We start from the raw sequence: 22,694 nt of genomic DNA, 5'->3' as shown, positions 1-22,694 counted from the left end.
CGCCACGTCGTTGTTCCCTGATGGCCAGTCCCGGTAAGAAGTCCTACCCGCTGCGCATCGATCCGGCCCTGTGGGCCGAGATCGAGCGGCTGGCGGCCCAGGAGCTGCGCAGCGCGAACGCGCAGGTCGAGTTCCTGCTGCGCGAAGGGCTCGCGAAACGGGGGCGCCTGCCGGCGGCTGCTGCGCCCGCCAAGGACGCGGACCCGCCCAAGCCCTCGCGCTAGTAGTAACCCCGAATTTCCTGAAGGCCGATTGACAGGCTCGGCCCCTACGATGGGACTGCACCCTTCATCAGGAGACACACGCCGTGACCACCTTCGCCCTCCGTTCCGCCCTGACCCGCCGCGCCGCCCTGGCGCTGGCCGCCTCCTTCGCGCTCGCCGGTTGCGTCAGCACACCACCCGCCGCCACAGGCGACATCCACGTCATGACCTCCGGCGGCTTCACCGCCGCCTACAACGAGCTGCGCCCCGGCTTCGAGCGCAGCACCGGCCGCAGCGTGAAGACGGCCTACGGCGCGTCGATGGGCAACGCCAGCGATTCGATTCCCAGCCGCCTCGGGCGCAACGAGCCGGCCGACGTCGTGATCTTGGCGCGCCCCGCGCTCGATGCGCTGGTGGCACAGGGCAAGGTGGTGGCGGGCAGCCAGGTCGACCTGGTGCGTTCGTCGATCGGTTTCGCGGTGCGCAAGGGCGCGCCCAAGCCGGACATCGGCACGGTCGATGCGCTCAAGCGCACGCTGCTCGCGGCGCCGTCGATCGCCTACTCGGCGAGCGCGAGCGGCACCTACTACGAGACCGAGCTGCTCAAGACGCTGGGCATCGAGGACCAGGTCAAGCCCAAGAGCAAGCGCATCCTGAGCGAGCGCGTGGGCACGGTGGTGGCGCGCGGCGACGCGGCCCTCGGCCTGCAGCAGGTGAGCGAGCTGCTGCCCATCGAGGGCATCGACTACATCGGCCCGCTGCCCGCCGAGGTGCAGCGCGTGACGGTGTTCTCGGCCGGCGTGGCCACGGCCTCGAAGCAGCCCGACGCGGCGCGCCAGCTGATCCGCTACCTCAACGCGCCGGCCGCGGCGCCGACGATCGCGAAGACGGGGCTGGAGCCACTGTCCGCGCGCTGAGCCGGCGCCTCACGGCCCGTAAACTGGCGGCCTTCATCCCCTCCTTCCGCCTTCCCGACGAACGGACGCCATGACCACATCGCCCTCTTCCGCCCTCGTGACCGCCTTCGCGCCCAGCGGCACGCTGCGCGCCTCGATCAACCTCGGCAATCCGATCCTGGCCAACAAGGACGCCACCACGGGCGAGCCGGTCGGCGTGTCGATCGACCTGGCCCGCGAGTTCGCGCGGCGGCTTGGCGTGGGCATCGAGCTGGTGGTGTTCGAGAAGGCTGCGGCCTCGGTGGACGCGGTGAAGAACGAAAAGGCCGACATCGGCTTCTTCGCGGTCGACCCGGCGCGCAGCGAAGGGCTGCGCTTCACGGCGCCGTACGTGCTGATCGAGGGCAGCTACCTCGTGCCCGAATCTTCTGCGCTGACCGACAACGCGCAGGTCGATGCCGAAGGCCACCGCATCTCGGTCGGTTCGGGCAGCGCCTACGACCTGTTCCTCACGCGCGAGATCAAGGCGGCTGAGATCGTGCGCCTGCAGGGCGCAGGGCCTGTGCTCGCAGCATTGCGTGCGGGCCAGGTCGAGGTGGCGGCGGGCATTCGTCAGTTGCTCGAAGGCGAGGCGGCCCGTGCACCTGGGGTGCGTGTGCTGCCGGGGCGCTTCATGGTGATCCAGCAGGCGATGGGGACGCCGGCCAGTCGGGGGGCCGAGGCGCAGGCGCTGCTCTCGTCCTTTGTCGAAGAGATGAAGGCTTCAGGCTTTGTGGCCGATGCGTTGAAGCGCCATCGCATCGAAGGTGCGATCGTTGCGCCGTAACTGAGCGCTCTTGTTCAGGGCGCGTGCACAGGCCACCGGGTACTTCCCTCCGCGAATGTCCCCCGGCCTGCGGCCTCCTCCTTGATTTCGCTGCGGGAAGCACCCAGTGTCCTGTGCCCGCTGGGTGCTGTCGTGGTGGCGGCGGCGGCCGGTCAGAGCTTGTGCGCCTCCACCGGTCCCTGCGAATAGAACAGGAAGTAGCCCGTCTGCGTCTTGAAGCCGTTCTTCTGCCACCCGGGCGGCACCTTGAAGATGCCGAGCTGGTCGCTCGAGATGCCGACGAAGGACGTGTTCTCCGTGTCGGTGGTGATGCGGCTCCAGCGCTCGCGCGTCACCGGCTGCAACTGCATCTTCGGTTCGCTCCACTCGGGTGTGCGCACCTTGTCGCGCATGATGTAGCGGTCGCCGTCGCGCTCGATCTTGACGACCTCCTTGAGCACGCCGTTGCGTTCGACGGCATAGACGCCGACCAGTTCGGTTTCGGGCCCGCCGCGTGCGCCGCAGGCCGAGAGCAGTGACACGCAGGCCACTGCCAGCAAAGAGTTCAGAAGCTTTTTCATGGGTTCGGATGAAGTGGTGACGCATGCGCCGCCGAGCGGCGCATGCGGGGTTCACGAAAGAAGGCTCGGTGCCCTCCGACTCAACGCTTCTGGTTCTCGCGCAGCGGCAGCTTGCCCTGGAAGCGCAGCGCGTGCGGGTACTCTTCCTTGCCGCCCGCTTCCACCGCCGCCATCTTCTGCTGGCTCAGCTGCGTCTTGGCGAGCAGCGGTGCCGGCAGGTTGAGCACGCCCTTGATCTGGTCGTACTGCGCCTGCGTGATGCGCCCCACGCCCAGCAGGCGGAAGGCATCGCGCTCGATGTTCAGCAGCAGCGGCTTGTTGCCCGCGAAGTTCTGCACCTTGGCCAGCAGGTTGCTCCAGGACTGCGCGCTGTAGTTGCTCACGTAGTAGTCCTGCCCCGTCGGCCCGGCCAGCACCGCGGTGCAGCCCGGCAGCTCGACCTGCGTGGCGTTGTTCGACATCACGAAGGTCTCGCGCTTTTCCATCGCGTCGCCATACGCCAGCGTGACGGGAATGGTCCACGTCGAGGCCGGGAACTGGTTCTGGTTGGGGAACGACTCCTGCGTGATGTTCACGTAGGTGCGGTCGCCGGCGCACTGCGCATCGACCGTGAGCAGCGGAATGCCGGTCTGGCGGATGAAGCTGTCGCCGATCTCGCTCACCTTCTTGCCGCCGGCGGCCTTCTCCAGCGAGGTCCACAACCGCGTGGGCGTGACGTTGCCGTACGCATAGTCCTTCAGGTAGATCTGCAGGCCCTTCTGCATCGCCTCTTCGCCGATGTAGTTCTGCACCATCTCCAGCACGTGGCTGCCCTTGTTGTAGACAAAGATCGCCGGGCTGATGAAGCCGAAGGAGCCCGCGTCGTTCAGGTTGCGCTGCACCGGCACGGCGGAGGGCTTCAGGTCGGCCACGATCACGTTGTGCTTGTCCAGCACGTAGTCGGAGAAGCTGTAGTACTCGGGGTGAAACTTGATCGTGGTGCGCCGTTCGAACCAGCGCGCGAACGATTCGTTGAGCCACACGTTGTCCCACCAGTCGAGCGTGACGAGGTCGCCGAACCACTGGTGCGCCACCTCGTGCGTGACCACGGTCACCGAGTACAGCGTGGGCTTGTCGCCGGGCTTGGTGAGCACCGCATCGGCAAACTCGAAGATCGCGCCCCAGTTCTCCATGCCGCCGAAGCCGGTGTTGGGCTTGTTGTCGTAGCTGTCGTTGGCGGCCACGGTGTCGAACTTCTTGAAGGGCAGCGAGATGCCGGTGTACTTGTAGTAGTAGTCCATCGACACCTTGGTCCACTCCATCGCGAACTTGGCCCAGTCGGAGCGGCCCGGCGGCGTGAACCAGCGCAGCGCCATGTCGCTGCCGTCCAGCGGGTTCTTGAAGGTGTCGGCCAGGATGTCGAACTTGCCGCCGCCGAAGAAGGCCAGGTACATCGGCATCGAAGGCGTCTTCTCGAAGGCCACGCGCTGGTAGCCGTCGGGCAGTTTCACGGCCTCGGTCTGCGCGCCGTTGGACACGGTCTTCCAGTCGCCCGGCACCTCGGCCGAGATCTCGAAGGTGTGTCGGAAGGCCGGTTCGTCCCAGCCCGGGAACCACTGGCGTGCGAAGTTGGTTTCGCCCTGCGTCACGATGGCGTCGCTGCTCACGCCCTCGGGCGTGGAAAGGCCCACCTTGAAGATGCCCGACGCGGCCGAGCACAGCGGGTTCTTCGCCATCACTTCCGGCGTGCAGTACTCGGCGTCGGAGAACTGGATCTTGCCGTCCCACTCCATGTGCAGCAGGTACTTGCCCTTGGCGATCTGGCCGTCGTTCAGCCGCAGCTGCACGAAGTCGCCACGCGTCTGCGGCGTGGGAATCAGCGGGATCACCTCGCCGGGCTTGGACACCTTGCGCAGCGTGGTGCGCCCGCGCGCAAAGTTGAGGTCGTGCGCGGCGACGACGATGGCGTCGACCGGCTTGAGCACGTCGATCTCCACGTCGGCGCGGCCCACGAAAGTCTTGAGCGCCGCATCGGGGCGGAACCACAGCTTGTAGTTCACGGGCCAGACCGTGTCGGGCAGTTCCATCGGCCGGGCCGAACGATCGACCGCGGCCACTGCCGATTCGGGTGCGGCGGGCACGCCGTCGTCGGGGGTCTTCTTGGTGGTGTCGCCGCCGTCGGCCGCGGGCGCGTTGGCCAGCGACGGCGCATTCAGGCCGGAGCCGCCGAAGGATGCGCCACCGCCGCTGTCTCCGCCGCCGCCGCAGGCCGTCAGCGCGGCAAGGGTCACGGCCGTGAGGGCCAGGCAATGAACGACAGGTGTATTCAGTGATTTCATGATCGCCTCTGGGTACTCTTGGTAAGGAACATGCGCCGCACCGCAGGCACCGGCGGATAGCCGGTGATGCGCGTGACGCGCGCGGAATGAGTGGAACGACAGATCGACAGGAAATGCGGGCAGCACAGCGCCCTCCCGGCGAACAAACCGTTCGTCAGGAACGCGGGCTCAGGCCGGACCGCACCGCATGTGCTGCGGTGGTCCCAGGATGCGCGGGGCGAGCGGCGCCATTCCCGTCAAGATGCGGGGTGTGGGGGGAGCGTGTGAACGCGGTGGGGTGTCGCGGGCCGGGCTCAGTGCCCGTGCATCGACGCGATGCGTTCACCCGTCAGGTGAACGGCCGGGGCCATGGCAAAAGCGATGGCGACGGCAAGACTGGCTGCGGCTCTTGTGGTTGATTTCACGCGCATTCCCTCGTCCGTTGAAGTGCACGCAGTTGTAGCTGATCGATGCAATGAGCTCAACGATCCGCGGAACTTTTCTCTCTCCAATTGTTCGCGCGCGATAGACCGAATGGCGTCATGACATGCAACGCATGCCATGCACTACGAAGATGGTTCTGCGCCCGCAACACCTGCTCACGCAGATGACAAAAACACGGGGCCTTCACTGTGACGAAGCGGCCACAGTACGAAGGTTCAAGCCGCGGCGAAGGCTACGAAAGCTGTGAACCAGAGACTGCAGCAGCGCGTTGCGCGCGCTCGCGCCACCACAGCAGAAAGCCGCACGCGAACACGACGACCTGCGTGCCGATGAGCAGCGCAAAGCCCGCGAAGAAACCCGCCGCCGACGAGGCAGCGGTGACCGCTGTGTGCGCTGCGCCGCCGCTGTGCGACACCGCGCTGATCACGCCGCCCATCAGCGCCGGCATGAAGCCCGCCACGAGGCTGCCCACGCCGTTGGTCACGCCGAAGGCACTGGCCGTGTGCTCGGGCCGCGAGCAGTGCTGCACGGTGCTTGGAATGGCCGGGCTTTGCAGGCCCCAGAAGAAGTTCGCCGCCACGAGGCAGGTCGCGGCCATGTACGGGTCGCGCGCATTGATGGCCAGCAGCACCGACAGTGCCACGCCCGCGCTCGCGCCCATGAAGATGAAGGGCACGCGGTCGCGCCCCAGCTTGTCGATGAGCACGCCGCCCGTGAACACCGCGAGCACGGTGGCGTACTGCGGCAGCGAAGCGATCCAGCCCATCTCGCGCAGCGAGAAGCCGCGCGCTTCGCGCAGGTAGGTCGGCAGCCAGTTGCTGCTGCCCCAGAGGTAGGCCAGCGCCGCCGAGGTCAGCAGCGTGATGAGGAACAGGTGCCGCGTATGCAGCGCGCCCTTCACGATGCCCGCCACGCGCGCCATCGCATCGCCCAGCGACGAGGGCTTGATGCCGTCGCCGTGCCCCGCGGGCATGCGCACGAAGGCCAGCACCAGCGGAATGCCCAGCACGATGTTGAGCACGCCCAGCACGTGGAACGAGCTGTCCCACTCGAACTGCGTGAGCAAATAGCCCACCAGCGGATAGCCCACCGCCAGGCCCAGGCCCGTGCCCATGTTGACCAGTGCATTCGGCTTGCCGTTCTCGTCGCTCTTGAAGTGCGCCTTGATGTACGACGAAGCCAGCGAGAACAGCGGCCCTTCCGACACGCCCAGCAGCACGCGCGACGCCAGCAGCAGGCCGTAGCTGTTGAACATCGGCGAGGCCCAGGTCACCACGCCCCACAGCACGAGGCCGTAGATCAGGCTGCGCCGCACGCCGAACAGCGCCGAGCAGAACGGCGTGAGCACGAAGGCCGAGATGCCGTAGCCCAGCATGAAGGCCGTGGCCAGCAGGCCCTGGCTCACGCGGTCGGAGGGGTCGAGCCCCACGTGCTTCAGAAAGGCCGCATCGGTGATCAGCACCGCGATGTTGATGCGGTCGACGTAAGAGATCGCCACGATCACGAACAGCGTGATGACGCCGTACCAACGGAAGTTCTTGCTCTGCATGACCGGGGCTCTCTCTTGGGGGTGCGCGCGCTGTGTGGCCGCGCCTAGAACATGTGGCGCATGCCGAACTCGACGCCGCTCGAGGCGCGGTTCGGCCGCGTGATGGCGCCGGCCAAAGCCTGCGTTGCGCCGTTCTTGTTGCTGATGCGGGCAATGGTTCCGTACACCGCCGTGCGCTTGGACAGGTTGTGCACGTAGCCCAGGGCCAGCTTCGACGTCGTGGGCTCGAGCACCGCATTGAGCGGCTCCAGCTTGTAGCGCGCGTACGAGGCCTTGATCTCGCCCGGCCCGATGGGCAGCTGGAAGCCGACCAGCACGCCCTTGGCGTCGGTGCTGCCCTTCGATTCCTTGTACAGCTCGCTCGTGAGCTTGAGGTTCATGAGCGCCGCATCGAAGGTGTAGGACGCACCCAGGTTGGTCACGCGCAGGTCGCCGGCGGCGTAGCGCGTGCGGCCGGTGGCAATGGCCACATTGAGGCCGCCGCTCTGGTAGCCGAAGCGCGCGCCGGTGTGCTGGCCGTCGCGCTTGTTCGACACCTGGGTGCCGGGCAGCACCGAGGTCGAATCGTTCTCGCCCATCGCGTACATCACCTGGCCGTAGAAGCCGCCCAGGTTGGCCGGCAGGAAGTAGCCGATGCTGTTCGAGGCGCGCGTGCCGGTGGGTGCCACCAGGCCGCCCAGGCCCGAGAAGTAGATCTGGTTGGCGCCGATGCCGCCGCCGGTGCCGAAGGGGTCGAAGATCGCGGTGTTCCAGAAGGCGGGCACGTAGTCGCGGCCCAGGCGCACTTCGCCGAAGGGGCCGGCCAGGCTCACGGTCGAGCGGCGGTTGAAGCTCAGCACGCCGGGCGTGCCGTTGCCGCTGGCCTGGTTGTTGGAGTTCGAAGGAAAGCCCGTGCCGCTGTCGTTCTGCAGGCCCATCTCGAGCCAGAAGTTGGCCGAGTAGCCCCCGCCGAGGTCTTCCGTGCCGCGAAAACCGAGGCGGCTGAACATGTTGCCGCTGTTGCCCAGCTGCGTCTTGTGGGCCGATCCGTTGCCGCTGCCACGCGTGTAGACCACGGAGGCATCGACGACGCCGAACAGCGTCACGGAAGATTGGGCCAGCGCTCCGCCAGCCGCGGTGGCCGCAGCCATCGCGATCAAGTACTTTTTCATTGAATGTCTCGGTTGGTTTTTCTCTCGGCCGTCTTTTCGGTTGTGGCCTTCTCGTTCAGATGTCCAGCACCAAGCGCTCGCCCTTGCAGCGAGAGACGCAGATCATCATGGTCTTGTTGGACGCACGTTCGATCTTGGTGAGGATGCCGTCGTGGTGATCGACTTCGCCCTCGAGCACCGCCGTTTCGCAGGCGCCGCAGACGCCTTCCTTGCAGCTGTGGTCGGGGTTGAGGCCAGCGTCGATCAGGCTGTCGAGAATCGACTTGCCCGGAGGCACTTCGACACTCTTGCCGCTCTTGGCGCACTGCACCACGCAGGTCTGGGTGGCGCTGGGCGCCTCCACATGCACGGCGGCGAAGCGTTCGATGTGGGCGTTGGCATAGCCCAGTTGCTCGCAGCTCTTTTCGAAGGCGTCGAGCATCGGCGTGGGGCCGCAGCAGTAGTAGTGGCTGGTGGCGCCCTTGCCGGCCAGCAGCGAGGCGAGGTCGGGCGGCGCGCCCTTCTCGTCGTCGAAGTGCCAGGTGAGCTGCACCGATTTTTCGGTGGCCAGCGCCTCGATGGCGTCGCAGAAGGCGGCTTCCTTGCGGGTGCGCGCGCAGTACACGAACTCCACCGGCTTGCCGATGGCGATGAGCCGCTGCAGCATGCACCAGATGGGCGTCACGCCGATGCCGCCGGCCACGAGCACCGAGCGCTCGGCGCCCTCTTCCAGCTTGAAGTTGTTGCGCGGTGCCGAGATGGGCAGCGTCATGCCCACGCGCAGTTGCTGGTGCACGTAGCGCGAGCCGCCGCGGCTCTTGCGGTCGTTGAGCACGCCCACCACGTAGCGCTGGTGGTCGCTCGAGGGGTTGCACAGCGAGTAGCTGCGCACCAGCCCGTTGGGCAGGTGCAGGTCGATGTGGGAGCCGGCCTCGAAGGCGGGAAAGTCCACCGCCGGCGTGGCCGGCCGGAACTCGACGCTGACGATGCCGTCGGCCTCGTAGCGCATGGTGTGCACGAGGGCGTTCAGCGTAGGGGAAGACATGGCGATGCTCGCTTGCTTGCAGTTCAGGCCGTGGCGGCCTCGGCTTCGGCCAGTTGCGCCTGCGCGAGGTTGCGCATGTGGCGACGCAGGCGGACGATGCCCAGGTCGTGCTGGTACAGGTTCTCGTGCTGGTTGGCGTCGGCTTCCATCTCTTCGAGCATCACGCGGTCTTGTTCCAGCACGTGCCAGTGGCGCGCCTCGAGGCGGTTCTTGTAGAGGAAGCGCCAGGTGTCGCGCTCCCAGCCCGGCGACAGCTTGCGTGCGCGCCAGAAGAAGGTGGCGGTCATGCCGTTGGCCATGGGCGAGAAGGCGCCGATGATGATGAAGTTGCCGCCGGGGCCGCCGGTCTTCGGGTACGGAATCTCCAGGCGCATCCAGTGGATGCCGGTGTCGGCCCACTCGGTCCAGTCGAAGTTGACGTTGCGCTGGCCTTCCTTCTCGAACACGAAGCCGATGTCGGTCGGGCGCACGCCGAACTTGGCGCTCGAGTCGCCCTCGGCCATCGAGTGCGACTGCTTGTGCAGGTAGGTGCCGTGCATCGGGTCCATCACGTTGTCCAGCACGTAGCGGTAGTCGCCCTTCCATTCCGTGTAGCACAGGAAGTTGGAGTACTCGGCCTCGTCGGTCAGCTGCTCGGGCAGCACCAGCGGCGGCGGCACGTCGACCGGCTCCTTCGAGTTGTAGAGGAACACGGCGCCCGCGCGCTCCTGCACATGGAAGTGGCGCGTGGCGCGCGAGCCTTCGAGCTTGCAGCCCGGGCTGCCGGGCACGCGCGTGACCACGCCGTCGTGGCGCACTTCGACGCCGTGGTATGGGCACGAGAGGCGGTCACCCAGCACCACGCCCTGCGACAGCGGCGCACCGCGGTGCGGGCAGCGGTCTTCGAGTGCGTGCAGCACGCCTTCGCCGTCGCGCCACAGCGCGATCTTGCGGCCGAGGCGGCGCAGGGAGATCGGGTTCTCCTTGATGAAGTGCGAGGGGCAGATCGGGTACCAGAGGTCCTTCAGGCCGATCTCGAGCAGGTGGTCGACCGGGTCGGCAGGGGCCGGTGCGACGGGATGGATGGCGATGGTCATGGTGTTTCTCCTCAGGCGGCCAGCGTGGCCATTTCCTTGCGGTACAGCGCCTCGGTCCATGCGAGGCCGCCCGGCGTGGCCAGGCCGCTGTCGTTCAGGCGCTGCACCAGGCCCGGCAGGTCATGGATGCCGTCGGCGTAGGCGCGTTCGATCACGTCGCCCAGCAGGTCTTCGTAGGTGGTCGCGGGGCGCTGGCGCGCCTGGTGCGGTTGGAGAAAGCGGTCTTGTTGCATCGTGAGCCTCCGTAAGCGAGGGGAAAAATTTCAGGCGGTGGCAGCGACGGCGCCCTGCGCCGGCACGCCCAGCGGCACGGCCCAGGCGTCGTAGGCGTACACCCAGTCGGCGTTGCCGCCTTCGCGCAGCCAGTTGTTGCCGCGCGAGCCGAGCTGCACCTGGCTGGCGCGCTCGATACGCGCGGTCTGGTAGGCCTGCAGCGCGGCGGGAATGCCGGCCATGGCCACGCCATCGAGGTGGCGCGACAGCACCACGGCGTCTTCGATCGCCATGCCAGCGCCCTGTGCCATGAAGGGCAGCATCGGATGCGCGGCATCGCCCAGCAGCGCCATGCGGCCCTGCGCCCAGGCGGGCATGGGGTCGCGCTCGTACAGCGCGGTCTTCAGCACCGTGTCGCAGGCGTCGAGCAGCGCGCGCGCCTCGGGGTGGTAGGCCACGTACTGCTCGCGCAACTCGTCGACGCTGCCCGGCGCGGTCCACGACTCGAGGTGCCAGGTGTCCTGCGGTGTGGTCGCGAAGATGAAGATGTCCTTGCCGCGGTTCAGCGGGAAGGTGACGATCTGGCTCTGCGGGTTCGGGCCCCACCACTTGGTGAAGGCGCCCAGGTTGGGCACGCCGGCCACGCGCTCGGCGGGCACCACGGCGCGGTAGGCGACGATGCCCGTGAAGCGCGGGCTCTCGGCGCCGAACATCGCGGTGCGCACACCCGAGTGGATGCCGTCGGCACCGATGAGCGCGCCCACGCGAGCGCTGGTGCCGTCGCTGAACGACAGGGTCACGCCGTTGTCGTCGGCCGCGATGGTCTCGGCACGCTTGCCCAGCGCCACGCGCTCGGCGGGGAACATGTCGGCCAGCGCGGCCAGCAGGTCGGCGCGGTGGATGGTGAGCTGCGGCGCGCCGTAGCGCTGCTCGGCCGAGTCGGCCATCTCGAGGCGCGAGGTTTCTTCGCCGCTGTCGTAGGTGCGGCTGATGCGGTGCGACGGGCGGGCCGCCGTCACGCGGGCGGCGTCGCCCACGCCCAGGCCGTCGAGTGCGCGCACGGCGTTCGGCGTGAGGTTGATGTCGGCGCCGACGCGGGCGAACTGCTTGGCCTGCTCGAACACGACCACGTCGTGCCCTGCGCGGCGCAGTGCGATGGCGGCGACCAGGCCGCCGATGCCGGCACCGACGATGCCAATGGTGGATTCGCTTGTCTGCATGGTCTCTGTCTCTCTTTGTTCTTGTGCGTGGCTCACTCGGCCACGATGTTGCGGGCCTTGATGATCCGGGCCCAGACGGCCGTCTCATCGCGGATGTGGGCAGCAAACTCGGCGGGCTTCATGGCCGCGTCGGTCATGCCCTGTGCCTTCAGGCGTTCGCGCACGTCGGGCTGGGCCAGCATCTCGGCCGCGTCCTTGGCGAGCTGCTCGACCACGGCCGGCGGCGTGCCCTTGGGGGCCAGCAGGCCATACCACGAGGTCACGGCGACGCCCTGGATGCCCTGCTCCGCCAGCGTGGGAATGTCGGGTGCGGCGGCGCTGCGCTTGGCCTCGGTCACGCCCAGCGCAATGAGCTTGCCGTTCTTGATGAACGGCATGGTCGCGGGCAGGTTGCTGAACATCAGCGGCACCGAGCCGCCGAGCACGTCGTTGAGCGCGGGCGCCGTGCCCTTGTAGGGCACGTGCAGCAGGTCGATGCCGGCCTGCTGCTTGAACAGCTCGCCCGCCAGGTGCAGGCCGCTGCCCACGCCGGGCGAGGCATACGACAGCGTGTTGGGCTTGGCCTTGGCCATCGCCACCAGTTCCTTCGCGCTCTTGATGCCCGAGGCCGGCGATGCCACCAGCACGTTGGGTGCCTTGGCGAGCATGGTGACGGGCACGAAGTCCTTCTCGATGTTGAACGGGAAGTTCGGCATCAGCGTCGGGTTGATCGTGAGGTTACCGGCCGGCACCACGAGCAGCGTGTGGCCGTCGCCCTTGGCGCGCTTGACCTTGTCGATGCCGATGTTGCCGGCCGCGCCCACCATGTTCTCGACCACGGCCGCCTGGCCGTAGCGCTTGGTCAGGCCGTCGGACAGGATGCGGGCCAGCGTGTCGACCGGGCCGCCGGGCGGGAACGGCGAGACGATGGTGAAGCGGTCGCTCGACAGCTGCTTGTGCGCGTCGCTCTGTGCGTGCGCGGGCAAGGCGATGGCCAGCGCCGCGGCAGCCAGCAGGGAGAAAGAAAAACGTCGTTGCATGAGGGTCACCGGGTTCACTTCTTCTCGGTCAGGAAAGCACCTTTCGGGCCTTCCGCGTTCTTCTGGCGGCGGGTGTTGCCATCGAGGCCGCCATCGACCGCCCATTCGGCGAACACGGTCGGGCCGGGTTCGAACTCGCGCGGCTGCCAGTCGGCGGTGAGCTGGTCTTCGTCGGCGTAGTACTCGATGAGGCCGCCGGCCGGGTTCTTGAAGTACCAGAAGTACGCGGACGACACGGGGTGGCGGCCCGGGCCCAGCTGGGTGTCCCAGCCGCAGCGCGAAAAATGCAGGCCGCCGCCGAACACCTCGTGGATGTCGCGCACGGTGAAGGCCACGTGGTTGAGCCCGCGCTTGCCCGACGGGATCTGCAGCAGGAACAGGTCGTGGTGGCCACCTTCGGGCGCACAGCGCATGAAGGCGCCGCGGTTCGGATAGCCGTCGGACGACACGAAGCCGAAGCGCTGCGCATAGAACGCGCTCGTGCCCTTCACGTCGCTCACGAAGAACACGACGTGGCCGACCTCGATCGGCGTGGCGCGTTCGTAGATCGGTGCGGGCTGGTTCACGCGCGGCTTGGCGTTCCAGGTGTTCATGGCGCCGCAGTCGACCTCGACCGCGCGCTTGCGGCTGACCTGCAGGCGCACGGCCAGGCCGTTGGGGTCGGTGCAGCCGATGCGGCGCGCGCCGTCGACCGTGGTGTCCACGAAGGCCGGGTCTTGCGCGATGGCGGCGGCGTAGCGGTCCAGGTCGGCGTCGCTTTCCACGCCCCACACCACTTCGCGCAGCGTCGGGCCCTCTTCCATCGCAGGCGGCAGGCCGGGCTTGTCCCACGCCGCAACGACCACCTTGCAGCCGTTGAGGCACTCGAAGACGAGTTCGTCGGCGGCTTCGGACACGAGTGAAAGGCCCCAGTCCTGGAAGAACTGGCGGCAGGCGGGCAGGTCGTCCGCGCCGTAGGTGATCTGGTCGATGCCAAGTACGCTCATGATCTTTTCGCTCTCGTTCAGTTCGCCCAAGGCAGGGGCTGTTCGTTCGTGCCCCAGTACATGCTCTTCTGTTCCATGTACTGGAAGATGCCTTCGCGGCCCTTCTCGCGGCCCAGGCCGCTGTCGCGCCAGCCGCCGAACGGCGTCGAGACCGAGAACTGCTTGTAGGTGTTGACCCAGACCGTGCCGGCCTGCACCGCGCGGCCCAGCTTCCAGGCGCGCTTGAAGTCGCGGCTCCACACGCCTGCGGCCAGCGCGTAGACGCTGTCGTTGGCCTGCGCGATCAGTTCTTCCTCGTTGTCGAAGGGCATCGCGACCAGCACCGGGCCGAAGATTTCTTCCTGGCTGATGCGGGCGTTGTTGGTCAGGCCTTCGAGGATGGTCGGCTGGTAGAAGTAGCCCTTGTCGTAGTCGGCGCCGTGCGGGCGCACGCCGCCCGTGCGGATGCGCCCGCCCTCGGACACGCCCAGGTCCACGTAACGCTCAATGCCTTCGCGGTGCTTGGCCGTGATGAGCGGGCCCATCTGCGTGCGCTCCGAGGCCGGGTCGCCCACGCGCAGCGCATTGGCGCCTTCGGCCAGCCGCGTCAGGAACTCGTCGTAGATGCCGCGCGCCACGAACAGGCGCGAGCCCGCGATGCACGACTCGCCCGACGAACTGAAGATGCCGTAGAGCACGCCGTTCACCGCATGGTCGAGGTCGGCGTCGTCGAGCACCATGGTGGGCGACTTGCCGCCGAGCTCGAGCGACACCGGCATCATCTTGTCGGCCGCGATGTGGGCGATGTGCTTGCCGGTGGTGGTGCCGCCGGTGAACGACACGCGCTTGACCAGCGGGTGCTTGGTGATCGCGTCGCCAATCACCGAGCCCTTGCCCGGCAGCACGCTCACGATGCCCTTGGGCACGCCGGCCGCTTCGCAGATACGCGCGAGTTCCAGCGCCATGAGCGGCGTGACTTCGGCGGGCTTCACGACCACCGCGTTGCCGGCCGCCAGCGCGGGCGCCAACTTCTGGGCTTCGCTCGCGATGGGCGAGTTCCACGGCGTGATGGCCGCGACCACGCCCATGGGCTCGTGCACGCTCATCGTGACGAAGGCGCCGCGCGAGGGGGTGATGGTTTCTTCGAGCGTCTCCAATGCGGCGGCGAAGAACTGGAAGGTGCCCGCGGCGCTGGCCACGAGGTTGCGCGTTTCGCTGATCGGCTTGCCGTTGTCCAGGCGCTGCTTCTGCGCCAGCGACTCGCCCTCTTCGCGGATCAGCTGTGCCACGCGGTGCAGCACGGCGGCGCGCTCGTGCGGCAGGCGCTGGGCCCAGCCGCTGGTGCGAAAGGCGTGGTCGGCGCGCGCGATGGCTTCTTCGACATCGGCCAGGCTCGCGGCCTTCAGGCGCGCGATGGGCTCGCCGGTGGCCGGGTACAAGCTTTCGTAGACGTCGCCGCCGCCCAGGCGCCATTCGCCGGCGATGCAGATCGGAAGGAGTTCGGTGGAGATCATGGGGTGGCTCAGATGGCAAGGGCCGCGACGCGGTTGCGCAGCGCGCGCACGGCGCTGTACACGGTCAGGGCCGAGGTCTTGGGGTTGGCCGCGAGCGGCTTGTTGCGCATGGTCAGCGCGAAGCTGCCGAAGGCGCCTTCGGCTTCGACGGTGTGCACGTTCTCGGTGGTGGCCGGGTCGGCAATGAGGCGCACCAGCGTCTGGTCCAGGCCCAGGCCCGCGAGCGACACGGTGGCCGCCACGTTGGCGTTCTTCGGATAGAGCAAGGCGGCTTCGCGCGCGCTGCCTTCGAAGATCACGGTTTCGTGCGCCAGCGTGTCCAGGTTGCGGCCCTGCTCGGCCGGCGTGCCCTTCCAGGCCTGCGGCGGCTTGCGGCCGGTGTAGCGCACGCTGTCCAGGCCGCCGATGCGGGCCGCGGCCAGCGCGTCGATGCCGCCGATGGCGCCGGGAATCAGCTGCACCTGCGTGCGGCCGGCAACGGCGGCGGCTTCGAGCTTCTCGGCGAAGCCCGTGGCCGACAGCGCGCCCACCGACGCCACCACGCAGGGCGTGCCGCGTGCCAGCGCGGGCAGCACGTGTTCCTCGATGGCGGCATGGCCGGCGGTCTCGACCACGAGGTCGATGCCGTCGGCGGGCACGGCGCTGCCCACCTGCGCGTCGGGGGCGACCTTCCGCGCGGCGGCAATGCCTTCGGCCGGCACGACGATGGCCACCACCTTCAGGGCGGGATCGCCGCGCAGCAGTTCGAGCACCGAGGTGCCGATGGCTCCGCAGCCGACGAGGGCGATGCGCGTGATGGCAGTGGTCATGCGTGGGGCTCCGCGTTCGCTCACTTGGCCGCGCCGAGCGCGGGAATCTGCGTGACCGTGTTGGTCGGCGGGCCGGCGAAGCTGGTCTTGAAGCCGCCGATCGACAGCATGTCGATCTCCAGCAGGAACGGACCGTCGGCGGCCAGCGCCTGGTCCAGCTGCGCCGGCAGGTCGGCCAGGTCTTTCACGCGGGCATGCGGCAGCGCGATCGACTTGCACAGCAGATCGTAGTCGGGCGTGTGCAGCTCGGCGTAGCACTGGCGGCCGCCGTACTGCGCGTCCTGGATGTTCTTGATTACGCCGTAGCTCTTGTCGTTCATGAGCACGATGACCATGGGCGCCTTCTCCTGCACCATGCAGGCCAGCTCGCCCAGGTTCAGGATGAAACCGCCGTCGCCGGCCAGGCAGAAGGTCTTGCGGCCCGAGCCCGTCACCGCCGCGCCGATGGCCGCGCCGATGGCCATGGGCATGCCCTGGCCGATGCCACCGCCCGTGGCGTGCACGCCGGCGCTGGGTTCGAACACGCGCAGCTCGCGGTTGCCCCAGGTGCTGTTGGACACCGTGACGTCGCGCACCCAGTTGAACTTGCGGCCGGCCACCGACTGCAGCTGGCGCACGAGTTCGGCGTACGGGCCGAGGCCGTCGCGCAGCGTGGCAACCGCTTGGTCGTGCGCCGCGCGCAGGTCGACCAGCAGCTGCGGGTCGGCCTGGTACTTCGCGGCTTCGAGGCGGTCGGCCAGGCCGTCGAGGGCCAGCGCGGAATCGCCGCAGACAAAGGCTTCGGACGCATAGCAGCGGCCTTCGGCGGCGGCATCGGCGTCGATGCGGTACAGCGGGCGCGGCAGCTTCAGTTCGTACTTGAGCGTCTCGTTGCCGCGCAGGCGCGAGCCGACCACGAGCATCGCGTCGCAGGTCTGATAGAAGGCCTCGACCGGCTTCTGGATGTTGTAGGCGCCGAGCGAGCCGGCATCGTCCTCGGGCACCGTGCCGCGGCCCTGCGTGGTCGTGACCACGCCGAAGCCCAGCTTCTGCAGGCGCTGGATCGCACTGCGCGCATGGCGGGCACCGCCACCGACCCACAGCAGCGGACGCTTGGCGGTGGACAGGCGCGCGGCCAATGCATCGAGGCCGGCGGCCGAAGGCACGGGGCGCTCGATGGGCAGCGGCGACAGGTCGGCCGGCATGGTCGTGAGCGCCGACTGGATGTCGATCGGGATCTCCACGCTCACCGGGCCGGTCGGCGCCGTCATCGCGAGCTGCACCGCGCGCTTGAGCGTGCCGAGCACCGTCTCGACGCTGCGCACGCGCAGCGCGGCCTTCGACACGGCCTTGAGCATGGTGAGCTGGTCGGGCGCTTCGTGGATGTACGACATGCCCTTGTCCAGGTACGGCGTCTCGATCTGGCCGGTGATGTGCAACAGCGGTGCGCCGGCCGTCAGTGCCTCGACCATGCTGCCGGCGATGTTGCCCGCGGCCGGGCCGGTGCTGGTGATGCACACGCCCAGGCTGGCGGTGGAGCGCGCATAGGCATCGGCCATGTTGCCCGCGCCGGCTTCGCCGCGTGCCGAGATGAAGCGCACCGTGCCGCGCTGCGCGAAGGCATCGAGGATCGGCATGTTGTGGATCGAGATCACGCCGAAGGCTGCCTTGACGCCGCACTGCTCGAGAAACGCGGCGACGACGGCGCCGACCGTGACGGTGTTGTTGGGGTTATGCATGGCGGGAATGGCCTCCGGAGATGTCGATGTGGCTGCCGGTCGTGTACGACGCGAGCGGTGAAGCAAGGAAAAGGATCGCGCGCGCGGCTTCGGTCGGAAGCCCCAGGCGACCCAGCGGGATGTGTTTGGTGGTGGCGAGCTGGCGGCTCCAGGCGGCCCAGTCCTGCGACTTGTCTTCGCGCGCCTCGAAGCGGCGGCGCCACTGGCCCGACTCGACCAGGCCGATCAGGATGCCGTTGACGCGCACGCCCTGCGGCGCGAACTCGGTGGCCATGGAGCGCACGAGGTTCAACAGGCCCGCGCGCGCGGCCGAGGTGGCGACCATGTGCGGCTCGGGCTGGCGTGCCAGCAGCGAGTTGGCGCAGACGATGGCGGCATCGCCGAGCACCGCGCGCTGCGCCGTGAGCTGCGGCAGGAAGGCGCGCGTCGGGTGGATGACCGAGAAGAACTTCAGGTGCAGCTCTTGCATCCAGGCCGCGTCGTCGGTGTCGGCGAAGGTGGAGACACGCCCCTGCCCTGCGTTGTTGACCAGCATCGAGGCCGGGCCGAGCGCGGCCTCGCTGGCGGCGGCGAAGGCGCGCACCGAGGCGGCGTCGAGCACGTCGCAGGTCTGCGCGAACAGCTTGGCGTCCGGGTACGTGGCACGCAGGCCGGCCACGGCGGCATCGAGCCGTTCGGCGTTGCGCCCGCACAGCGCCACGGCGGCGCCGCAACCGAGCAGCAGCTCGACGGTGGCCAGGCCGATGCCCGACGACCCGCCCGTGACCACGGCCACGCGGCCGGCCAGTGCGTCGGCGGCGAAGAAGGAGGAGGAAGGGGCAAGGGTCGTCATGGTCGATCGCAAATCAGTCGTCAGGCGCTGCGCAGCGGAACCACCTTGCTGGTGCGCGCGGGCGAGTAATTGAGCAGGCCCGAGATCTCGTCGGCGGTGCCGCGCACGCGCTGCACCATCTCGTCCATGCGGTTCTCGTCGATGTGGCCCGAGGTGATGGTGGCGCCCAGCGCCGCCACGATGTGGCCGCTGTGGTCGCGCACCGGCGCGGCGATGGTGGAGATGTTCGATTCGAAGAAGCCCTCGCCCAGCACATAGCCGCGCTGGCGGTCGGCCTGCACCATGTCGAACAGTTCGTTCACGGTCTTGGGCGTGCTCGGCGAGAAGGTCTCGAGCTTGTCTTCGGGGTACAGCGCGCGCAGCTGCGGCAGCGTGAGGTCTTCGAGCAGGATGCGGCCCAGCACCGTGGCGTGGGCCGGCAGGCGCGTGCCCACCGTGACCGAGCTGGCGAAGGGCGTGGCCGGCGCCACCTTGGCGACGTAGACGATCGAGCGGCCGTCGCGCACCACCAGGTTGCAGGGCGTGCGCAGCTCGTCGCACAGGCGGTTGAGCAGCGGCGTGCCCAGCTGCGTGAGCTCCAGCGAGGCCAGGTATTCGAAGCCCAGGCGCAGCACGGCCAGGCCCAGGCGGTAGTCGCGACCGCCCTCGGCGCGCTCGAGGAAGCCCATGTTCTCCAGCGTGGTGAGCAGGCGGAAGACGGTCGACCGTGGCAGGTCGAAGCGGCGCGCCAGCTCGGGCGCGGAGAGCGTGCGGCTCTCGCGGCTGAACTCGCACAGCACGCGCAGGCCGCGCTCCAGCGCGGGCACGTTGTAGCGGTCTGCGCCCTCTTCCATCACTTCGTTGTCGGTGGCCATCTTGGAATTCCTCTCGGTTGTCTTGTTCGTGTCGGGTCAGCCGGCGAGCGATTCGCGCAGCAAGGCGGCGACGGCCTGCGGTTGTTCCACATAGCCGGCGTGACCCGCATCGTCCACCAATTCGAGGGGCACGCCGCAGCGGCGCGCGACTTCTTCGCAGGCAGCCGGCGGCGTGACGACGTCGAGCGCACCGCAGGCCACGCGCACGGGCATCGGCGGCGGCAGGTCGGCCAGCAGGTCGGCGTTGCACAGCAGCTCGACGGCCTGGCAGTAGCCGTGGTCGTTCAGGCGCGCCATGTTCCAGCGCACCCACTGGCGGGCGTGTTCGCTGGCACCGTCGGACACGAGCCGGCCCGCGCGCTTGGCGGCCATGCCGGCAATGCCGAGGTCGTCGAGCGTGGCCAGGCGTTCGGCGCGCACCTTGGCGCGGGCGTCGATGCGCGCGGCGGCGCCGTAGCCGATGGCGGGGCTCACGAGCACGAGGCGGCGGATGCGGGCACTGGCGCTCGCATCGCTGCGCGCAGCCGACGCGGCGACGATGGCGCCCAGCGAATGGCCGACCAGCACGCAGGAGCGGATCGAGAGCGCATCGAGCATTTCTTCAAGGCGTGCGGCGTAGTCGGCGGCGGTCGGCGCGGCCGAGGCCAGCGGCGTCGAGCGGCCATAGCCCGGTGCGTCCCACGCGATGAGGCAGGCCTGCGGCGCCAGCAGCGCCGCGGTGTCGAGCCACGAGGCCGCGCCCGAGCCGATGCCGTGCAGGCACACGATCACCGGGCCCTGTCCGCATTCGCGCACCGACACCACCGCGCCGCCGCCCACCGCGACGTCGCGGGCCGGAAAGCGCGCGTCGAGCCGCGCCAGCTCGGAAGCCGGCAGGGTCTGCGCGGGGATGTCGACGGTGCTCATGGCCTGTTCGCTCGCTGGCTCGCTCGCTCAGCGCTTGATCTTGGCCAGCGGGTGGTCGGCGGGGTACGTCGGCGTGACCGGCTTCTTGGCACCGAGCATCACGCACATCAGCGCGTCTTCGTCGCCGATGTTGATCTCTTCGCGGTACACGCCGGGCGGCACCGAGATCAGGTCGCGGTCGGTCATGATGGTTTCGAAGCGCTCGCCGTCCTTCTCGATCACGACCTTGAGCTTGCCGCGGATCAGGAAGAACACCTCTTCCACGTCGGTGTGGATGTGCGGCGGGCCTTCGTGGCCGGCCGGGATCACCATGGTCGAGAAGGTGAAGTGCTCCGAGGGCACGGTGTTGGTGTCGGCCGCGACACCGGTGCCGCCGGTGCCCACATAGCGCATCTGCGCGCGGCGGAACTTGGGGTCGAAGTCGGCCTGGAACTTCAGCGCGTCCCAGTCGTACTTGCGGGTTTCGTAGCGGGCGATGCGGGTGTTCATCCACTCGGCCAGGCTGCTGCCCTCGGGCTGCGCCAGGGTGTTGTTGATCTTCTGCTGTTCGGACAAATCGCTCATGGGTGTACTCCTTGGTCGGGAAATTCGGTCGGTGGTGACGGGTTCAGTGCATCGCGAAGCCGCCGTTGACGGCGAGCAGCTGGCCGGTGACGAAGCGCGCCAGGCCGGACAGCAGGAACACGGTCGCGCCGCAGACGTCGGCCGCCTGCTGCTCGCGCGGGATGGCGCGGCCTTCGAGGTACTTCTGGTGGCGCGCCATCGGCACGTACTCGGTGGCCTCGACCAGCGTGAGGCCGGGCGCCACGGCGTTCACCGTGATGTTGTCGCCGCCCCATTCGCGCGCCAGCGAGCGCGTCATGGAAATGACGGCGCCCTTGCTCGACGCATAGGCCAGCAGGTTGGGCGCGCCCCACAGCGCCGTGTCCGACGCGAGGTTGACGATGGCGCCACGGCCGCTGGCCGCCAGCGCGGGACGGCAGGCGCGGCCCATGAGCCAGCTGCCGCGCACGTTGACGTTCATCACACGGTCCCACATGTCGATCTCGAGCTGGTGCGCGTCGCGCCCGCCCGAGTTGGTGATGGCGGCGTTGTTGACGAGACCATCGAGCCCGCCCAGCAGGCGCACCGCCTCGGCGGCGCCCGCCTCGATGGAAGCCGGGTCCGACAGATCGATGGCCAGCGCGTGCGCCGTGTGGCCGGCATCGCGCAGCGCCTGGGCTTCGGTTTCGGCCAGTTCGCCGAGGATGTCGGCCAGCACCACGCTCGCGCCCGCCGCGGCCACGCACTGCGCGAACGCCAGGCCCAGGCCGCGCGCACCGCCGGTCACGAGCACGCGGCGGCCGGCCAGCAGGTTGGCGGGCATCTCGGCCAGCAGCGACTGCAGGCTGGAGGGATCGGCGATGGCTTTGAGGTCGGTCATGGCGGGCGTCTCCGTGAGGTTCAGTCGGCCTGGATGCCGAGTTCCTTGATGACCTTGCCGAAGCGCGCGAAGTCGGCGGCGTTGGTCTTGGCCAGCACGTCGGCGTCGCCGCCCACGGGCGTGGTGCCCAGCACGGCCATGCGCGCGACGATCTCGGGCATCTTCAGGATCTCGTTGAAGTGGCCGTTGAGCGTCTTCACGATCTCGGGCGGCAGGTTGCGCGGGCCCCACAGGCCGTTCCAGGCGGTGAGCTCGACGTCCTTGTAGCCCAGCTCGGCGAAGGTCGGCACCTTGGGCGCGAGCGGCGAGCGCTCGCGCGAGGCCACGGCCAGCGGGACCATCTTGCCGTTGGGCATGTAGGGCGCCACCGGGCCCAGCGTGATGAAGGTCACCGGCACATGGCCGCCGAGCACGTCGTTGACGGCGGGCGCCACGCCCTTGTACGGCACGTGCGCCAGGCTGGTGCCCGAGGCGCGGGCGAACATTTCGCCCAGGATGTGCATCGGCGAACCGCTGCCCGGGCTGGCGTAGCTCAGCGACTTGCCGCCCTTGGCCGCGGCCACCGCGTCCTTCAGGCCGGTGTAGCCCTTGGCGCCGCTGGCCACGAGGAACAGCGGCAGGCTGCCGGTCTGCACGATCGGCGTGAAGCCGTTGAGCACGTCGTAGCCCGAGGTGCTGCCGGTCTTGAGCACCAGCTGCGCGATCGAGAAGGTGCTGGGCGCGAGCAGCAACGTGTAGCCGTCGGGCGCGGCCTTCGACACGAAAGCGCTGCCGATGATGCCGCTGGCGCCGGGGCGGTTGTCGACCACCACGGGCTGGCCGACGCGGGCCGAGAGCTTCTCGGCGTACAGGCGCGCCAAGGCGTCGGTGTCGCCACCCGCCGGATAGGCAACGACCAGCGTGATCGGCTTGCTGGGGTAGGTGTCTGCCCAGGCGAATCCGGAAGCGCAAGCGGCGGCCAGGGAGACGGCAGCGGCGATGGCGAGGCGGCGAGTGTGTGTCATCGAGGGTCCGTGGAATCGGTGGCTTGTTTCGCTAAAGAAACAACGATTTATTAATGGAACACCGCGAGAATACCGACGAAGACAACTTCATGACTAGGTAAAAACCCTAGTTGAGGTGAAGCCAGGCTGCACGGCCCACGAAAAAGGGCGGCCGTTTCGGGCCGCCCTTCGAGGGTGGAAGCGGGGTTGGG

22 protein-coding genes are annotated in these 22,694 nt (G+C 68.6%); 3 read left to right on the top strand and 19 right to left on the bottom strand.

Annotated features, from left to right (window positions below):
• Positions 1-20: 20 nt before the first annotated feature.
• From AC07O4_RS12325 to AC07O4_RS12315, 3 genes are all read left to right on the top strand, one after another.
• Positions 21-224, top strand: a complete 204-nt coding sequence (locus AC07O4_RS12325; RefSeq protein WP_062474617.1) for a type II toxin-antitoxin system antitoxin — start codon at positions 21-23, stop codon at positions 222-224.
• 83 nt (positions 225-307) lie between these two features.
• Positions 308-1,120: a substrate-binding domain-containing protein gene (locus AC07O4_RS12320; protein ID WP_495304684.1), complete on the top strand. Its 813-nt coding sequence runs from the start codon at positions 308-310 to the stop codon at positions 1,118-1,120.
• A 70-nt stretch (positions 1,121-1,190) separates the two neighbouring features.
• A complete protein-coding gene (locus tag AC07O4_RS12315; RefSeq protein ID WP_495304683.1) occupies positions 1,191-1,925 on the top strand; it encodes a transporter substrate-binding domain-containing protein in 735 nt (244 codons plus the stop codon).
• A 152-nt stretch (positions 1,926-2,077) separates the two neighbouring features.
• Here the strand turns inward: AC07O4_RS12315 and AC07O4_RS12310 are convergent, their stop codons facing one another.
• The 19 genes from AC07O4_RS12310 to AC07O4_RS12220 form a co-directional block, all read right to left on the bottom strand.
• Complete coding sequence (locus AC07O4_RS12310; protein WP_495263864.1) at positions 2,078-2,485, bottom strand: LptM family lipoprotein; 408 nt, start codon at positions 2,483-2,485, stop codon at positions 2,078-2,080.
• 80 nt (positions 2,486-2,565) lie between these two features.
• Positions 2,566-4,803: a M1 family metallopeptidase gene (locus tag AC07O4_RS12305; RefSeq protein WP_495304682.1), complete on the bottom strand. Its 2,238-nt coding sequence runs from the start codon at positions 4,801-4,803 to the stop codon at positions 2,566-2,568.
• 655 nt (positions 4,804-5,458) lie between these two features.
• Positions 5,459-6,775, bottom strand: coding sequence for an MFS transporter (locus AC07O4_RS12300; protein WP_495304681.1), 1,317 nt, complete (start codon positions 6,773-6,775; stop codon positions 5,459-5,461).
• 44 nt (positions 6,776-6,819) lie between these two features.
• Entirely contained in the window at positions 6,820-7,926 is a 1,107-nt protein-coding gene (locus tag AC07O4_RS12295; protein WP_492695790.1) for a porin, read from the bottom strand.
• A gap of 55 nt (positions 7,927-7,981) precedes the next feature.
• The gene (locus AC07O4_RS12290; protein ID WP_492695788.1) at positions 7,982-8,950 is read right to left on the bottom strand and encodes a PDR/VanB family oxidoreductase; all 969 of its coding nucleotides are present in this window, start codon (positions 8,948-8,950) and stop codon (positions 7,982-7,984) included.
• A 23-nt stretch (positions 8,951-8,973) separates the two neighbouring features.
• Positions 8,974-10,026, bottom strand: coding sequence for a Rieske 2Fe-2S domain-containing protein (locus AC07O4_RS12285; RefSeq protein ID WP_447775838.1), 1,053 nt, complete (start codon positions 10,024-10,026; stop codon positions 8,974-8,976).
• An 11-nt stretch (positions 10,027-10,037) separates the two neighbouring features.
• On the bottom strand, positions 10,038-10,259 hold the full coding sequence (locus AC07O4_RS12280; protein WP_062474598.1) for a recombinase-like helix-turn-helix domain-containing protein: 222 nt from the start codon (positions 10,257-10,259) through the stop codon (positions 10,038-10,040).
• Between the two features lie 30 nt (positions 10,260-10,289).
• On the bottom strand, positions 10,290-11,459 hold the full coding sequence (locus tag AC07O4_RS12275) for an FAD-dependent monooxygenase (RefSeq protein ID WP_495304680.1): 1,170 nt from the start codon (positions 11,457-11,459) through the stop codon (positions 10,290-10,292).
• A 32-nt stretch (positions 11,460-11,491) separates the two neighbouring features.
• On the bottom strand, positions 11,492-12,478 hold the full coding sequence (locus AC07O4_RS12270; RefSeq protein ID WP_495304679.1) for a Bug family tripartite tricarboxylate transporter substrate binding protein: 987 nt from the start codon (positions 12,476-12,478) through the stop codon (positions 11,492-11,494).
• Positions 12,479-12,492: 14 nt separating this feature from the next.
• On the bottom strand, positions 12,493-13,464 hold the full coding sequence (locus tag AC07O4_RS12265) for a VOC family protein (protein ID WP_495304678.1): 972 nt from the start codon (positions 13,462-13,464) through the stop codon (positions 12,493-12,495).
• Between the two features lie 17 nt (positions 13,465-13,481).
• Positions 13,482-14,957, bottom strand: coding sequence for an aldehyde dehydrogenase (locus tag AC07O4_RS12260; RefSeq protein WP_495304677.1), 1,476 nt, complete (start codon positions 14,955-14,957; stop codon positions 13,482-13,484).
• Positions 14,958-14,965: 8 nt separating this feature from the next.
• Complete coding sequence (locus AC07O4_RS12255; RefSeq protein ID WP_495304676.1) at positions 14,966-15,766, bottom strand: aspartate dehydrogenase; 801 nt, start codon at positions 15,764-15,766, stop codon at positions 14,966-14,968.
• A 20-nt stretch (positions 15,767-15,786) separates the two neighbouring features.
• Positions 15,787-17,484, bottom strand: coding sequence for a thiamine pyrophosphate-binding protein (locus AC07O4_RS12250; RefSeq protein ID WP_495304675.1), 1,698 nt, complete (start codon positions 17,482-17,484; stop codon positions 15,787-15,789).
• Positions 17,477-18,316 carry an SDR family oxidoreductase gene (locus AC07O4_RS12245; protein ID WP_495304674.1) on the bottom strand — a complete coding sequence of 280 codons (840 nt, stop codon included), beginning with the start codon at positions 18,314-18,316 and terminating at the stop codon, positions 17,477-17,479. The genes AC07O4_RS12250 and AC07O4_RS12245 overlap by 8 nt, the downstream gene beginning before the upstream one ends.
• Positions 18,317-18,336: 20 nt before the next feature.
• The gene (locus AC07O4_RS12240) at positions 18,337-19,170 is read right to left on the bottom strand and encodes an IclR family transcriptional regulator (protein WP_070060330.1); all 834 of its coding nucleotides are present in this window, start codon (positions 19,168-19,170) and stop codon (positions 18,337-18,339) included.
• Between the two features lie 36 nt (positions 19,171-19,206).
• Complete coding sequence (locus AC07O4_RS12235) at positions 19,207-20,076, bottom strand: alpha/beta fold hydrolase (RefSeq protein WP_495304673.1); 870 nt, start codon at positions 20,074-20,076, stop codon at positions 19,207-19,209.
• Positions 20,077-20,103: 27 nt separating this feature from the next.
• Entirely contained in the window at positions 20,104-20,640 is a 537-nt protein-coding gene (locus tag AC07O4_RS12230; protein ID WP_062474577.1) for a cupin domain-containing protein, read from the bottom strand.
• A gap of 43 nt (positions 20,641-20,683) precedes the next feature.
• Positions 20,684-21,442 (bottom strand): SDR family oxidoreductase, encoded by a 759-nt coding sequence (locus AC07O4_RS12225; RefSeq protein WP_495304899.1) that lies wholly within the window; start codon positions 21,440-21,442, stop codon positions 20,684-20,686.
• A 77-nt stretch (positions 21,443-21,519) separates the two neighbouring features.
• A complete protein-coding gene (locus AC07O4_RS12220; protein WP_495304672.1) occupies positions 21,520-22,503 on the bottom strand; it encodes a Bug family tripartite tricarboxylate transporter substrate binding protein in 984 nt (327 codons plus the stop codon).
• Between the last annotated feature and the right edge of the window lie 191 nt (positions 22,504-22,694).

The sequence above is a fragment of the Variovorax sp. GW821-FHT09D04 genome, from assembly GCF_059416405.1.
Note: the sequence above shows the minus strand (reverse complement) of the source record. Positions and strands in the feature narration are given on the sequence as shown.